We start from the raw sequence: 14,508 nt of genomic DNA, 5'->3' as shown, positions 1-14,508 counted from the left end.
ATGCTGTTCATCGGGTCAAGGCTCACGGGACAGCGGGCGGCGAAAGACCGTCCGGAGAGAACGCCCTGGTTGGGAATTCCCCTACTCGCTCGGCTCGGCTACCGCATGGCGACGCAGATTCCGATTGGAGTCGCGGCCAAGGCGGCTTACCTCTGCGCCCTCAAGGGCATGCGAGCGGTCTGGCTCTACAAGCGCGCCCTGAAAAAGGGGGAGCTTTTCCCCCCTTTCATGTTCGTCGCGCTGACCGACACCTGCAACCTCCGCTGCGAGGGCTGCTGGGTCGAGAAAGAGGGAACGGCCCACTACATGCCGACCGCCGATCTCTTGCGGATGATCGAGAACGGCAAGCGGCGCGGAGCCAACTACTACACCCTCCTGGGTGGCGAGCCCTTCATGCACAAGGGCATCTGGGAAGCCTTCCGCAAGCACCGCGATTGCTACTTCCAGGTCATCACCAATGGCATGTTCTTCAACGAGAAGAACGTCAAGGAGCTGCGCCGGCTCGGCAACGTGACCCCCTTGATCTCCATCGACGGGATGGAAGCCAACAACGACCAGCGCCGCGGCAAGGGCGTCTTCGAGTCGGCGACCAGCAAGATGAAGCTGCTGCGCGACGCGGGCATTCTCTTCGGCATCGCCACGACCACCACCGGCAAGAACATGACGGAGGTGATGACCGACGAGTACCTCGAGTACTGGATCCGCCAGGGAGCGATGTACATCTGGTACTACGTCTACCGCCCGGTCGGCGAACATCCCCACCCCGAGTACTGCATGTCGCGCGATCAACTGATCGAGATGCGCAAGCGGCTGCTGCATCTGCGGCGTCGCCAGCCGATTTTCATCATCGACACCTACTGGACCGCCGACGGCGAGGCCTTCTGCCCTGCCGCGATGGGACTCGGCTTTCACGTCGGCCCGAGCGGAAGCATCGAACCCTGCCCGCCTCTCTCCTTCGCCCGAGAGCGCATTCAGGACAACGACGGCGACTTCTACAAGACGATCGCCGACAGCGAGTTTCTCAAGGGCTTTCAGGGCTTCGTGAAAGAGCGGACCAAGGGATGCGTCATCCTCGAACACCCGCAGGAGTTGGTCGAATACATCGGGGGGATGGGGGCTCAGGACTTTAGTGGCCGCGATGCCCTCGCGGAGATCAACGCGGGAAGTCCTCGTTCGAGCCACCACTTACCGGGCGAGGAGATCCCCGAGGACTTTTGGCTCTACCGCTTCCTCAAGCGCCAGGTCTTTTTCGGGATGGGAGCGCTCGGCTAGTGTCCTGATTGGTTAATTCATTGTCTAAGTGACTCTTGGGTGCCATGCCCACGGCCGCCGAGGGCACGCGGGAAACACCTTTGATTCGGCAAGCCGCCGCATGATCTACGTTGAGATCGTTTAAGAACGCCCTTCGTAACCGACAGGGAAGACATCAGCCGGTTGCTCAGTGGCGCGTCGCGCCATATCGCGAGTGGGGGCCGTCACTCCATCAGCGGGTAACTGACAGCTTTGAGGGCCTTGGCCCAGCGGCGAACTTTCTTCTCGGCGTCCTGGGCCACCTCGAGAATCAATTCGAGCGGTTCGATCGGCTTCGTGAGGAAGTCGTGGGCGCCGTGTTCGATGCACTCGACGACCATCCCCTGATCGTGGAAGGCCGTCATCATGATGACGACCGCCATTGGACTACGGCTCTTGAGAGCTTTGAGTAGTTCCAACCCGGACATTCCCGGCATCTGAATGTCGGAGAAGACGATCCTGTAGAGGCCCTGAGCCATTTTCTCGATGGCCTCGTGGGGATCGTTGACCAGTTCGACGGGAAAGTCGTTGAGGGTCAGTACCTTGCCGATCGTGCGACAAATGTCCGGCTGATCGTCGACGATAAGAATCTTGGGATGCGCCACTGTCAGACTCCGGTCCTGCGTTGTTGAAGATTCGAGGTCAAGACGCGTCCCCAGGTCGACTCTTACCATGAAGCGTCCTGGCGATCGCCCTTGACCAATCCTATCTCACGGACGTTTTATTTGGTTCCGGACGAGGCCCCTTCCCGACCGCGCCGACGAGACCAGCGATCGTGATCCGGAACGCCGCCCCCTTGGCGACATCCTGACGGAGCCTGATGTTACCGCCATGGCTGCGGAAGATCTCCGAGACGATCATCATGCCCAACCCAGTTCCTCTTGACTCATCCTTGGTGGTGAAGAAGGGCTCGAAGACACGTTCACCGATCGCTTCGGGGATTCCGGGGCCATCGTCCCTGTAGTCAACGACCGCGAGGTTGTTCTCGCTCCACGCCTTGATGGAGACGGTGCCATGGTCAGGTTCGATGGCGTCGGAAGAGTTGACGATCAGGTTGGCGAAGGCTTGTTGCATCGCCTGCACGTCGCAGCGAAGCATGAGCCCCTCCTGCACATCGATGTCAAACGAGACGGCAACGCGCACGCGAGGCCTGACGATCTCGATGGCCCGGGAAATGATCTCGGCCAACGGCGCGGCGGTCCCCTTGTGAGATTGCCCCCCCTTCCGCGCGTAGCGTCTTAGCCCGTCGGCGATCGACGTGATCCGTCCGGCGGCTTCGGCCGCTTCCCCCAACGACTCCTCAACGTCGGCGATGCGCTCGAGAACCGCTTCCTTCGAAGCAGGCGTCGGCTCGGCATGAATGCGGCGCATCGAGTCGAGCGCCAGTTTTCCCAACTGGAGTTGGCCCATGACGGTCGTCAGCGGGTTTTGAATCTCGTGAATGATCTTGGCCGACATCGTGCCGAGGGTGACCAAGCGGTCGGAGTGGATGAGCATTCGAGTGCGTTGCTCGACCATTTCCTGAAGCCCGTCGGCATAGTGGGTGAGATCCTGCTGCTGAAAGTACAGCCGCAAATGAGCGCTGACGCGGGCGAGCAACTCGGCTTCCTGAAAGGGCTTCGACAGAACGTCGGCCGCCCCGACTTCGAAAGCGCGAACCCTCGACTCCAGATCGGTCAGCGCCGTGAGAAAGAGCACCGGGATGGGTTTTGCTTCTTTGGAAGCCTTCAGCCGCGTGCAGGTCTCGAACCCGTCCATCACCGGCATCATGACATCGAGCAGGATCAAGTTTGGTCGCTGAGCGTCGACGGCTTCCAACGCGGCTCGGCCATTTTCCGCGACCGTCGTGGTGAAGCCGAGTGGATTCAGTGTCTCTTGAAGAACCAAGTTGTTGATGGGCTCGTCATCAACAATTAACACATGAGCGGCGTCGCGCCCCACCTGTTCGCGCAGATCGAACATCTTTAGTTCCTGCTGTTGCATCCGCCTTTCCCACGATTATGGAACATGTAGCTAACGAGATCGACCACGTTTCTCAACCCGCGGTCGGACTCCACGCTACCAGTGACACCGAGGGTGCCGTCTTAACCATCACCAGCGCCCTCGGCGATGGCGTACGAATACGGACGACGTCCTAACGAGATGACGATCCACTTTTGCTGGAACAAGCCTCTAAAGGATAGTCTATTTTGAGGACGCACGCCCATTGTTTTCCTCTAATAACCGGTGACCGACCACAAATCTTCAAATCAGGGCCACTAGAATTACTTCGCCCGAACCACCTCGAAAGGATCACGTGCGACCGGAACTCGTTGGCGGTGTTCGAGAAGCGGAATTTGGGGCTGGCGATGATGGGATTTATACCCCCAAGAATACGCCACGGGGCTTAGTAGCCTGAACGGCCTGTTAGACGATCACATCGATGATCTGACCTAACGCGACATCCTCGAGCACGGGTGAATCGCCATCACCGCCCGTGGACTCGGACGTACGGTAGGAAGCCGCTCCGGAAGCGGGCGTGAAACGATGCTCCTCGGCGAGATCGACGACGACGACGTCGTCATCTTGGTCGGGAAAGTGACGGGCACCATCACCATGTTGGTGTTGACGAAATCCTGCCCCGCCCTCTCGCCGGGTGGCCCTTGGGGCGAGCGAGTCGATCGCGAGTCCCGTGTTCGCGGAAGAAATCCGGCTCATCGTTCCACCGAACCCAGGAAGAAAGGTGGGAAAGCGCCCATCGTCGGGCGCTCGGCTCCACGATCGATCTCGGTTCGCGTCGTGAGGAAACTTGAGGAAATCTCGCGGAATGCCGTTTTCCGCGCTCAGTCTCCATGAGCGATGCGGAGGAGACCGTCGGCCAGTTCTCCGGCCGCAGCGGGGTTCTCAAAGAGGATCGACGTCGCGCCAGCGAGCTCCGCCTCGAGACGATCGCGGTAGCCGCGATCGCATGCAATCTTGGTTGCCCGTTCAATGTAGGCTTCCTGGCTATCGACAACGCATTCGCCCACTCCCATGACCTCGTAGCAACCCGAGGTATAGCGCCCCCGATGCTGCGCGGAGGGCATGGTGACGATCGGCCGATTCAGCGATAGCCCGTCGTAGGTCGAATTGACGCCTCCAAAGTGAGGGGGATCCAGCAGCGCATCGGCTTGCATGACGAGACTGCTGTAGTCGTCGCCACGCTGGGGAGGCAGCAGGACGATTCGCTCGGCCACCTCGCCCAGTCGATGATCGAACCGCGCCCGCAAGCGTTCCGCGGCCCCCAATTGCTTTCCCGCCGAGAGAACCACCACTCCCTCATTGTCCTCGCGCAGAATCCCCGCCAAGATCTCATCGAAGTCGGGATGGAGCTTGCCGACGTGTTGGAAACAGAGATACAGCCGCTTGTCGTCCGGCAACCCGTAGTGGCTTCGTGGTGTGAGGACTTTCGGGGGCTGCATGCGCTTCTGGTACGAGAGCATCGTCTCGAGAAGCAACAACTCCTCGCTGTAGTGCGACGCGGCATCTTCCGGCTCGAAACGACGACTGGAGATGTAGTAGTCCATCGCGGGAATCCCACTGGTCACCTGGATCCCCCAGGAGGTGCACTGTCGCGGAGCGAGCCGGAGAAAAGGCAAGCAGTAGTTCAGCGCGTCGGTACCGACCTCGAAGTAGTAGAGCAAGTGCAAGCCGGCCTCGGCGATGGCGCGAGCCGCTTGCCGGAGATTCGCCGGATAGACCAAGTACTCGACCGGCGTGCCATCGAGTTCCTTCGCGATCCGGTGTTGGCCAAGCGGGCTGCAAACGATCACCGACTGAAACATGCTTGGATCGAATTGCCCGAAGAACGCGCCGATCGACCGCAAAAAGATCGACTCGTGCCCCGGTGTGACGACAAATCCGATCCGGGGCCGTCCCGGCTTGGGCGTCGGTGGCTCGCGATCCCCGAAGGTCGGCGCCACCACCTTCGCGAACGCCTCCTTGAGTGGTCGATCGTCTCCCCCATGAAACGGTAGGTTGAAGCTCGGGCGAATGTCGAGTTCCACCAGCGCCGTCCAATCGTCGGTCAGTGGCTGCTCGGCGGCACGCTCCAGATCGAGCCGAAGTCCCTCCCGATACTCGGCGATCGCTCCCGAGTCCGGAAACACCAGCGGACAGAGGCAACAATCGACCCGGAACGCCAACAAGCGATCGGTCGGATCGAGTGCTCGCAGCCGGCCGTACGCCACTTTCGCTTCGTCGAGCCAGTCGAGATCCGCCAACAGGTTGCCCAGATTCCTAAGGGCCGACGGCTCATTGGGATCGATCTCCAGCGCCGCCCGAAACGCGGCGATCGCGTCGCTGACCCGCTGGCTCTTGTAAAGGGCTGTCCCGAGGTTCACCCGCGCATCGACGAACGTTTCGTCGAGCCGAACCGCTGTGGAAAAGGCTTCCGCCGCTTGCTCGACACGGCCCGACTCGTGCAAGACGATCCCGAGGTTGTTGTGCGCGATGGGACTCTCCGGATTGAGGCTTAGCCCCTTCCGACAATCCTCCTCCGCCTCTCCCCAATTGCCCAAGAGCGCCTGGCAGATGCCCCGGTTGCCGTAGGCTTCGGCGGCCTTCCCATTGAGCGCGATGGCTTGGTCGAAGGAGGCGACGGCGTCGTCAATTCGCCCGAGCGATTTCAAAACACTTCCACGCGTGACGTGAGCGGAGACCAAGGCACGATTGGCGGTGATCGCCGCCTCGGCGCTCGCGAGGGCATCGGCCAGTCGCCCCTGTGCCCGAAGCGCGAGCGCGAGGTGATCGTGGGCTTCGGCGAAGTCGGTTCGCAGGGAAACAGCCCGCGTGAAGGCGTCGGCCGCTTCCTCAACTCTCCCCAACTCCCGCAAACTATTTCCGAGGTTGTAAAGGTGCTCCGAAGCATCAGGCCTGAGCTGTGTCGCCCGACGGAATCGCTTCTCGGCCTCGGCGGGCTTTCCCTGCCCCAGCAGCACCAGTCCGTAGCTGTTCAGCGCATCCGGCTGATCGGGGCGTTCGGTCAGCGACCGGCGCAGGAAGAGCGCCGCGGACCCGAGTGTCCCTCGCTGAAAGTGAATGGTTCCCAAGAGATAGAGCGCGTCGGGGTGCTTGGGAGATCGTTCGAGGACGACACGATAGGCCTTTTCCGCGTCGCCGAGACGGCCGGCGCGATGATGCGCCAAGCCCTCGCGAAGCCTCGATTCGATCGACGACATCGGTCAACTCTCCTTTCGATCCCCGTCTCTCATGTCACCACAGATCCCCCTCTTGACGCAAGGCATCGAAAAGGGTGTAGTTCTTGGGGCTTGTAATCGTGACACGCCGGGACCACCGACCACCGGCCATCGAATGCAGCCTGGTCGCTTGAGCGTCTCGAAAGCGCTCGCGAACGAAATGGGGCTGATCGCGGCTTCTTAATATGGCAATCTGGTCCACATGGAGAAACTGGCAAGCCCATGCTCTTATCACCCAAAACCGCATTGGCCGCAGGGAGTCGAACTAACGCGATGTTACCGAAGGGTTCCCGCTATCTCTTGGCAAGCCAGTTCCTCGCCACTTCGGCAAAGGTCGCGCTCTCCGTCGGCTTCGTGACAGCCTCAGGAGTCCTCCAGTCGGGATTCTCGCTCGTGCTGGCGGCCGTCTGGTGCTCGCTCGCCTTTCTCCTGCCCAGTCTCGCCATCAGCGCCGTCGCCGGCGTGATCGCCACTCGGGCGGCGAAGCAACGAGTTCTTCGCGTGGTCCGAGGGCTCGAACTGGTCCTCGTCAGCATCGGTTGTCTGTTGCTCCCCTTCGCTCTCGAAACGCCCGGATCGGCGAGTTCCTGGGCGCTGCTGATACTTTGGGCCCTCTCGACGGGCACCCTCTTCGCGCTGGCTCACCCAGCCGGACTCGGCATCGTGCCCGAGCTACTGGCCGAGCGGGAGACACCGCTCGGGTTCGGACTTGCCCAGGCCGCCTCGGTCGCCGGCGCCCTCGTCGGCTTGGAGTTGGCCTACCTCGGCCTGGTGAGCAACTGGCTCTTGCTGCTCGTGCCCCTCTTCTCCCTCGGCGCGGTTGCTGTCAGTTGGCTCCTCAAGGACGTCGACTCGGTCGACCCCTCGGCCCCCTTGCGCCCCGCGGTCAATCCCATCAACGCCTGGAAGCACGGACTCGCGACCGCGATCTCGACCGGAACGACTTGGCCCGCGATCATCGCTCGCGCTCTCTTTAGCGGCGTCGCCCTCTTCATGACGTTGAACTTCTTCGGTGCCGGCTCGGCCCTGACCGGCTCGTTCTCCGCGCCCCTATTCCTGGCGGTTCCGTTGTTGATCGCCGTGGGCTTGGGAGTTCTGTTTGGGGGAAGCCTACTTCGCGGACTTCCGGACATCGGCCTGGTACCGTTCGTCGCGGGACTTTGGTGCCTCCTGACGCTTGTCACCGCCGCGATCACGTTGGTGGTCACGCCCTGGATGAGCGTGACAATCGCGATGCTCATGCTGACGGGGTTCGCGGCCGGCGCGACCTTTCCCGCGTTGTCGGCCTTCCCGAGCGTGATGGCTCCCGCCGAACAACGCGGTACCCTCCTCGCGGTCGCCGACGTTCTGTCGCTCGGCGCGATGGCGGTGGCTTGCGTCCTATCGCTGCTGACCGCGGCGATCGGCCTGCCGACGTGGCTTCACCTTCTGATCAGTGCCGTCGCGTTGGCCGGCTTGGTTTACTTTGTTTTCAAACAATACACGCGTTACTTCTGCCGCTGTGGTTCGAACCTCATCACCCTGGCCCTGGTTCGCCTGCGGATCGTCGGCGCGGATCACATCCCGCAGACGGGGCCGGCGGTTGTTGTCTTCAATCACGTCTCCTACGGGGACGGAAGCATCGCGTGCGCCAGCATCCCGCGGTTTGTCCGCTTCCTCGTCGACAAGAAACTCCACGACCTGACCTTCCTCAACTGGATGGGCAGGATGACCAAGGCCATTCCGATTCGCGGCGACGCTTCCAAGTCGGAGATCGGCGCGGCCCTGCGGCTCGCCACCGAGGCCCTCAACGAGGGAGAAATCGTCGGCATCTTTCCCGAAGGCGGTATCAGCCGGATCGGGATCATGCAGCCCTTCCAACGTGGGCTCGAGTTGATCATGCGCCGCGCGCCCAAGGATACCGTCATCATTCCCGGCTACATGCACGGGATGTGGGGGACGGCTCTCAGCTTCGAGGGCGGCGGCTATCTCAAGGGACCCCTCTTCGGCCGGCACGTCACCGTCGTCTTCGGCCACTCGATGCCCGCCGACTCGAAACTCGCGACGATCCGCGAGCGGGTTCAACTTCTCTCCGTGGAAGCCTTCGATCACAGCAAGGAGGACCGCCATCCTCCCCATCACGAGTTCCTGCGGCAGATGCGTCGTCGACCATTCCGAAAGGCGATGGCCGACTCGCTCACCCCGATGATGTCCAACGGTCAGGCCTTGATGCGGGCGGTCATCCTCAATCGGCTCCTCAAACGCGTACTCTATCCGCAACAACATGTCGGCATGCTGCTGCCGCCGTCGGTCGGGGGAGCCCTTTCGAACATCGCCATCGCGATGATGGGCCGCGTCCCGGTCAATCTCAATTACAGCATCGGCGAAGAGGTCATCAACAGTTGCATTCGCCAATGCGGCATCAAGCAAGTCATCACCTCCAAGAAGTTCCTCGCGAAGGTGAAACTCAATCCCGACGCGGAGATCGTTTACCTCGAGGACGTTCGCGGCCATCTCGCTCGACGGGATAAAGTCTTCGGGCTCCTCGCTCGAATTCTTCCCACTTGGGCCACCGAGAAGTTCATCCTCCAGTCCCCGAAGATCTCGATGGACGACGTCGCGACCATCATCTTCTCCAGCGGATCGACGGGCGACCCCAAGGGCGTCGTGCTCACCAATCACAACGTCACCTCCAATGTCGAACAGATTCGCCAAGTGCTCGACACCACCAAGCGTGACGTGATGATGGGCGTGCTCCCCTTCTTCCATTCGTTCGGCTACACCGCGAGCCTTTGGCTCCCAATCTCGATCGGCATCCCCGCGGTCTACCACTACAGCCCGCTCGAACCCGACGTCATCGGCAAACTCATCAAGAAGTACCGAGCGACGATCTTCCCGTCGACCGCGACCTTCCTTCGCGGCCACATGCGCAAGTCGTCTCCCGACGAATTCGAGACGATGCGGCTGATCATCTGCGGCGCCGAGAAGCTGCCGCGCAAAGTCGCCGAGCAGTTCGAGGCGAAGTTCGGCGTCGCTCCGGTCGAAGGCTACGGCTGCACCGAACTCTCGCCGGTCGTCTCCTGCAATCGGCCCAACGAACCGACCGACGATCATCTCCAAATCGGACACAAGCCCGGAACGATCGGCCATCCGTTGCCCGGTCAGGCCGTCCGCGTCGTCGATCCCGATACCTTCCAACCCCTGCCCACCGGCGAGGAGGGTCTCCTGCTCATCAAGGGCCCCAACGTCATGCACGGCTATCTCGGCAAGCCCGAGATGACCGCCGAGGCGATTCGCAACAACTGGTACGTCACCGGCGACATCGCCCGGCTCGACGACGCCGGCTTCATCACCATCACCGACCGAATGAGTCGCTTCAGTAAGATTGGTGGCGAGATGGTTCCCCACGGGAAGGTCGAGGATCTCATCCACGAGATTCTCGAGACTCACGATCGGCTCTGCGTCGTGGTCGGCGTGCCCGACGAGAAGAAGGGCGAACGGCTTCTGGTCCTCCACACGAAGTGGGAGAAACCGATCGAGGAGGTATGGCAACGACTCCGCGAGAGCGACGTTCCGTCTCTTTGGGTCCCCGCCCGCACCGCCTTCCACGAGATCGAGGAACTCCCCGTTCTCGGTTCCGGCAAGCTCAACCTCAAGCAGGTCAAGCAAATCGCCCTCGGCCTCGCCGCCGCGTAGCGCCGTTGGGGGCTCGTTTCTTCAATTCGTAGGTCAGGTCGTGACCCAACGATCCTTGGAAACTGTCGGCGATTGCGAAAGATTTCGGCGATACTGTCAACAGTTGTGTTCTGAGGAAGTTCAAGCGGCGTCCTGCAGGTCTCCGTCAACGAACGTCTTTCCTTCGAGCAGGGGGATGATCTTCTCGTAGCCGTTGAGTCGTCGCCACCCCTTCTGAGCGGCGCGTGCGAGTGTTGACGGCGGTTGACAATGGCGGGGCTCATTCACGTCTTGTGGCGATTTGGGAAGATGGGGACGTTGGTCCCGATCGTTCCCAGGGCCAGCGCGCCGTTTCGGAAGTCTGAGCAAGAGGGGAAGTGTATCGCCGGTGGTGACCGATGAATAGAACGTCTTGCATGGGACCGAGAGATCGTGAGCATGCAAGGTACGTTCCCGATGAGCAAGGACGTTCGCGCCGCTCTTGAGGAAGTCATCACTCACTTTGAGGATTTGGAAGCCCCACGCTCGTCGTTCAATCATCGTCATCTGTTGGTCAGCGTGATGGTGATTGCGGTGATGGGTCTGCTCGCGGGAGCGAGCGGCCCGACCGGCATCGCGAAGTGGGCACGCATGAAGAAGGACTTGCTGCTGGGGACGCTCGAGCTTCCCAACGGCATCCCCGCCAAAGACGTCTTCCGACGTTCTTTCAGGGAGAGCCACTTAGTATGCGCTGACCCTGGTCCCCGGTCGACTCAATGCCGAGGAATTCCTCGTCCCAATTCAAAGGCTGGCACAAGTCGCGCGGTTTGATCCGCGGCCACTCGATCGGTTAGCGCATCGACGCCTCGTGCGGGACGCTCAAGGTCGGTGTGTGGAGAAGATCGTGCGTCAAGACCCACCCTACTTGGCTACTTGTTCCAGAACGGTTTACCGACGATTTCACCCAGAATCGCCTTTGCAGATCCTCAGCCTCAATGCCGCCCAGTATTGACAATGTCAATCTTTAGCCGATAATGAAGCCGAGTAATGTCAAGAGCTGTCAGCAGGTGGGAGCCACTGAGCCGTGGCGGAAAACGAATATCTCGATTCATCAAAAGCACGTCGGTGGCAATCCGTCGCTCAATCGATTCGGGATGGTCGTCCTGCTGAGGACGTGGCGTTCCAAATCGAGATGTGCCTGCACAAGACGTTGCGGCAGATTCGCAAAGACCTTCCATGGGGTGACCTAATCCGCTCGCTTCATGATCCAGATTCACTGAGAAATCAATGCGATCAAATCGATGGTGCTCATGACGTGAAGTACATCTTGGGCGAAGCCGCAGCTATCGTCGCTATCGCAGCGAGTGGACGGAGACGATTCGAAGGGCCGAGTCAGTCGGTTGCGAGTGGACCAAAATGATCGACCTGCCACCTAGGGCAGCTTGAATAAAGGGAGAGATCCATTATGGCCATGATCGACCAGACCGATCCCAAGATCGTCGGCCTTCGACTCGCAGAGGCGAGAAAGGCCAGAGGCGTGACTCAAGAAGAAGCTGCGAAGCATCTTGGATGTAGTCGTCCAACCTTGATCGCAATTGAAAAGGGCACTCGACAGGCAAAGTCCGAAGAGATCGTGAGTCTGGCTGGTCTTTATGGTCACAAAGTAAGCGACATTGTGCGTCCGGGTGAGCCGCTCTCAAACCTTCAGCCGCACCTGCGAGCCGTTGCCAACCAGATGAAGGTTGACGAAAGCGAGATTGGTGATGGTATTGCTTCACTCCAGCGATTTGCAGAGGACTATCGCCGCCTTGAGATCATGCTTAGCGTTTCGCTGCCGACAAATTACCCCGAAATCGTGACGATCGGGCGTGGCAATCCCGTTGCATTGGCGGAAGACGTAGCCGATCAGGAGAGAAGGCGGCTCGGTGTTGGCGACCAACCGGTTGTCCATCTTCGCAGCCTGCTCGAAGCCGAAGTCGGCCTTCGTATCGCCTACGAGGATTTGCCCTCACGAGTCGCTGGTATGTTCGCCTTCTCAAGTGAGTTGGGCGGAGTGATCTTGGTCAACCGGAAACATCCGCCTGAACGAAGACGGGCAACGATGCTCCACGAGTATGGCCATTTGATTACTGATCGGTTCAAGCCGGGAATTGACTACTTGACCTATACGGGCCGGAAGCCAGCGAATGAGCGGTTCGCTGAGGCATTTGCGATGGCATTCTTAATGCCATCTACTTCTATCAGGCGTCGCTTCAATCAAATCGTCAACGAGAGTGGCGACTTTCAAATCTCCGATCTTTGCCGATTGAGTCACTTCTTCTATGTGTCGGTCGAGGCCATGACTCTCCGCCTAGAAGGGCTTGGGATGATTCCGAAAGGAGTGCGAGACCATCTCAAAGAATCTCGATTTGAAGTGCGTCGTGCGGCAGAAATGTTGAACCTTGAGGATCACCCGATTGCCGACAATCGATTTCCCGACAGGTACATGTATCTGGCAGTGCATGCGTATGACCGGGGCGAGTTGAGCGAGGGCGAGCTTTCTGCCCTGCTTCGCTGTGACCGAGTGTCTGCAAGAGAAACTGTCGAGCGATATTTGACGACGACTGAGATTTCGGACGACGGTCACATCCATCGCGTTCAGTTGGAACCGCAGTTCTCGTTGCTTGGCGAAAAAGAGTCGGCATCAATGGACTGATTCTGCAGGTAGGTTCGCCGCATGACGCAATCAACTGATGAAGACATGGAAGAAGAGCAGATTGTCGACACTTGTTGCCTACTGAACCTGTATGCAACGGGCGAGCAAACGGCGATCTTTCAGCATCTGGGAGGTATCTTCGTCTCTGCCCAGATTCAGGGAGAAGCACTTTCGATCCGTTGTGTGGATCACGACTCACCGCCACATTTGGTGCCCAAAGAGATCGACTTGACTGAAGCCATTGACGCTGGGCACATCACCGTCTTGGACCTAGACGGGCAGGAAGAAATGGATTCGTTCGTTCGTTTTGCCCAGCAACTGGACGATGGAGAAGCCGGTGCTCTCGCCCTTGCAAAATCAAGGGGCTGGACGGTCGCAACTGATGACAAGAAAGCAAGACGCATTGCCGGCGAAGAAGGAATTAGAGTCGTCGGCACAAGCGAAATGATACGCACTTGGGCTGAATCACAAGGCATGGATGATCGTCAGGTTGGCGAAGTGCTTCGTCGAATTCAGACCATGGGTCGGTTTCGACCTCGCCGTGCAGATTCGCTCTATGAGTGGTGGAATCAGATGGTTGAAGCAACCGAATCCTGACCCTATCCGCCCATCGAAAAGGGTGGCCTTCACCTGGATAGGCTCTTTTGCTTGTTCAGAACGAGATGTTCTCAGCAGCAGCAGACAGGGAAGCGTCCGCTCGTTTCGTGTACCGAGCCGTCGTGTTCAGGTGTTTGTGCCCAAGAATCTGAGCCAACCCCACCAAGTCATTCTCGTGGTCAGCGAGAAACTGGCGGGCCATTGTTTGCCGAGAGCTACTGTCAAACGTTGTGTTCGGAGGAAGTTCAAGCGGCGTCCTGCAGGTCTCCGTCAACGAACGTCTTTCCTTCGAGCAGGGGGACGATCTTCTCGTAGCCGTTGAGTCGTCGCCACCCCTTCTGAGCGGCGTGTGCGAGCTTGAACATCATGGTCAAGCTTGCTCGCCTGCTGCCGCATCCCTTGGTCTTTCTCTGGCGAAGTCGAATCGTGGCGAAGGTCGATTCGATCGGGTTGGTGGTCCGCAAGTGCTTCCAGTGCTCGGCGGGAAAGTCGTAGAAGGTCAACAGCACGTCGCGATCCTTTTCCAGACATTGCGAAGCTCCTGGATACTTCGCCCCGTACTTCTCCACGAAGTGGTCGAACGCCTTGCGTGCCTCCTCCCGGGTGGCGGCCATCCAGATCTCGTGCAGATCGGCCTTGGCTTTTGGCTGGACGCTCTTGGGCATCTTGTTGAGGACGTTGGCGGTCTTGTGAAGCCAACAGCGTTGCTCGCAAGTCTCGCCGTAGACCTTGCGAAGCGCGGCCCAGAAGCCAAGGGCTCCGTCCCCAATCGCCAGCCGCGGCATCCGCTGGGCCCCCTCCGTCCGTTCCACACCCGAAACCGAAGAAGAGGACGTGTTACGTGTTACCCATGTACCCGAACACCTGTTACCCTTGACACCGGCGATCCCCCCCTGGGGAGAGGGGAACAAGAGCCTGTCTCATCGACGTCAACGGACCCTTGGGTCAGGCCATTGCCTGACGCGGTCGGCGGTCGACGCTCGCGCTCGGTCGAGAACCACCCGACTCCCTTGGCATCCTCGGCATTCGTCATGATTGGCCCAACCCAAGGCCATCCCTTCTCCACGAAGCCGCTTT

At 59.9% G+C, this 14,508-nt stretch carries 9 protein-coding genes and 1 pseudogene; 5 read left to right on the top strand and 5 right to left on the bottom strand.

Going from position 1 to position 14,508, the window contains the following annotated elements; all coding sequences use genetic code 11:
• Window positions 1-1,272: a radical SAM protein gene (locus Pan216_RS08975; RefSeq protein WP_145257666.1), complete on the top strand. Its 1,272-nt coding sequence runs from the start codon at window positions 1-3 to the stop codon at window positions 1,270-1,272.
• A gap of 203 nt (window positions 1,273-1,475) precedes the next feature.
• Here the strand turns inward: Pan216_RS08975 and Pan216_RS08970 are convergent, their stop codons facing one another.
• From Pan216_RS08970 to Pan216_RS08955, 4 genes are all read right to left on the bottom strand, one after another.
• Window positions 1,476-1,895: a response regulator gene (locus Pan216_RS08970; RefSeq protein ID WP_419193435.1), complete on the bottom strand. Its 420-nt coding sequence runs from the start codon at window positions 1,893-1,895 to the stop codon at window positions 1,476-1,478.
• Between the two features lie 100 nt (window positions 1,896-1,995).
• Window positions 1,996-3,273 (bottom strand): sensor histidine kinase, encoded by a 1,278-nt coding sequence (locus Pan216_RS08965; protein WP_145257664.1) that lies wholly within the window; start codon window positions 3,271-3,273, stop codon window positions 1,996-1,998.
• A gap of 423 nt (window positions 3,274-3,696) precedes the next feature.
• A complete protein-coding gene (locus Pan216_RS08960; RefSeq protein ID WP_145257663.1) occupies window positions 3,697-3,987 on the bottom strand; it encodes a hypothetical protein in 291 nt (96 codons plus the stop codon).
• A 125-nt stretch (window positions 3,988-4,112) separates the two neighbouring features.
• Entirely contained in the window at window positions 4,113-6,488 is a 2,376-nt protein-coding gene (locus Pan216_RS08955; protein ID WP_145257662.1) for a tetratricopeptide repeat protein, read from the bottom strand.
• 291 nt (window positions 6,489-6,779) lie between these two features.
• Here Pan216_RS08955 and Pan216_RS08950 point away from each other — a divergent pair, with 291 nt between their 5' ends.
• The 4 genes from Pan216_RS08950 to Pan216_RS08935 all read left to right on the top strand — a co-directional run bounded on the left by Pan216_RS08950 (window position 6,780) and on the right by Pan216_RS08935 (window position 13,431).
• Window positions 6,780-10,181, top strand: a complete 3,402-nt coding sequence (locus tag Pan216_RS08950) for an MFS transporter (protein ID WP_145257661.1) — start codon at window positions 6,780-6,782, stop codon at window positions 10,179-10,181.
• Between the two features lie 435 nt (window positions 10,182-10,616).
• Entirely contained in the window at window positions 10,617-10,970 is a 354-nt protein-coding gene (locus Pan216_RS08945; RefSeq protein ID WP_419193434.1) for a transposase family protein, read from the top strand.
• 634 nt (window positions 10,971-11,604) lie between these two features.
• The gene (locus tag Pan216_RS08940; protein WP_145257659.1) at window positions 11,605-12,834 is read left to right on the top strand and encodes an XRE family transcriptional regulator; all 1,230 of its coding nucleotides are present in this window, start codon (window positions 11,605-11,607) and stop codon (window positions 12,832-12,834) included.
• Window positions 12,835-12,855: 21 nt separating this feature from the next.
• Window positions 12,856-13,431: a PIN domain-containing protein gene (locus Pan216_RS08935; RefSeq protein ID WP_145257658.1), complete on the top strand. Its 576-nt coding sequence runs from the start codon at window positions 12,856-12,858 to the stop codon at window positions 13,429-13,431.
• Window positions 13,432-13,676: 245 nt separating this feature from the next.
• Here Pan216_RS08935 and Pan216_RS08925 read toward each other — a convergent pair.
• Window positions 13,677-14,237: pseudogene (locus tag Pan216_RS08925) on the bottom strand (IS256 family transposase); the annotation flags it as partial.
• Between the last annotated feature and the right edge of the window lie 271 nt (window positions 14,238-14,508).

Source organism: Kolteria novifilia (genome assembly GCA_007748055.1).
Taxonomy (GTDB): Bacteria; Planctomycetota; Planctomycetia; order Kolteriales; family Kolteriaceae; genus Kolteria; species Kolteria novifilia.
The sequence above is the reverse complement of the archived record's forward strand: the minus strand, read 5'-3'. Positions and strand labels throughout refer to the sequence as shown.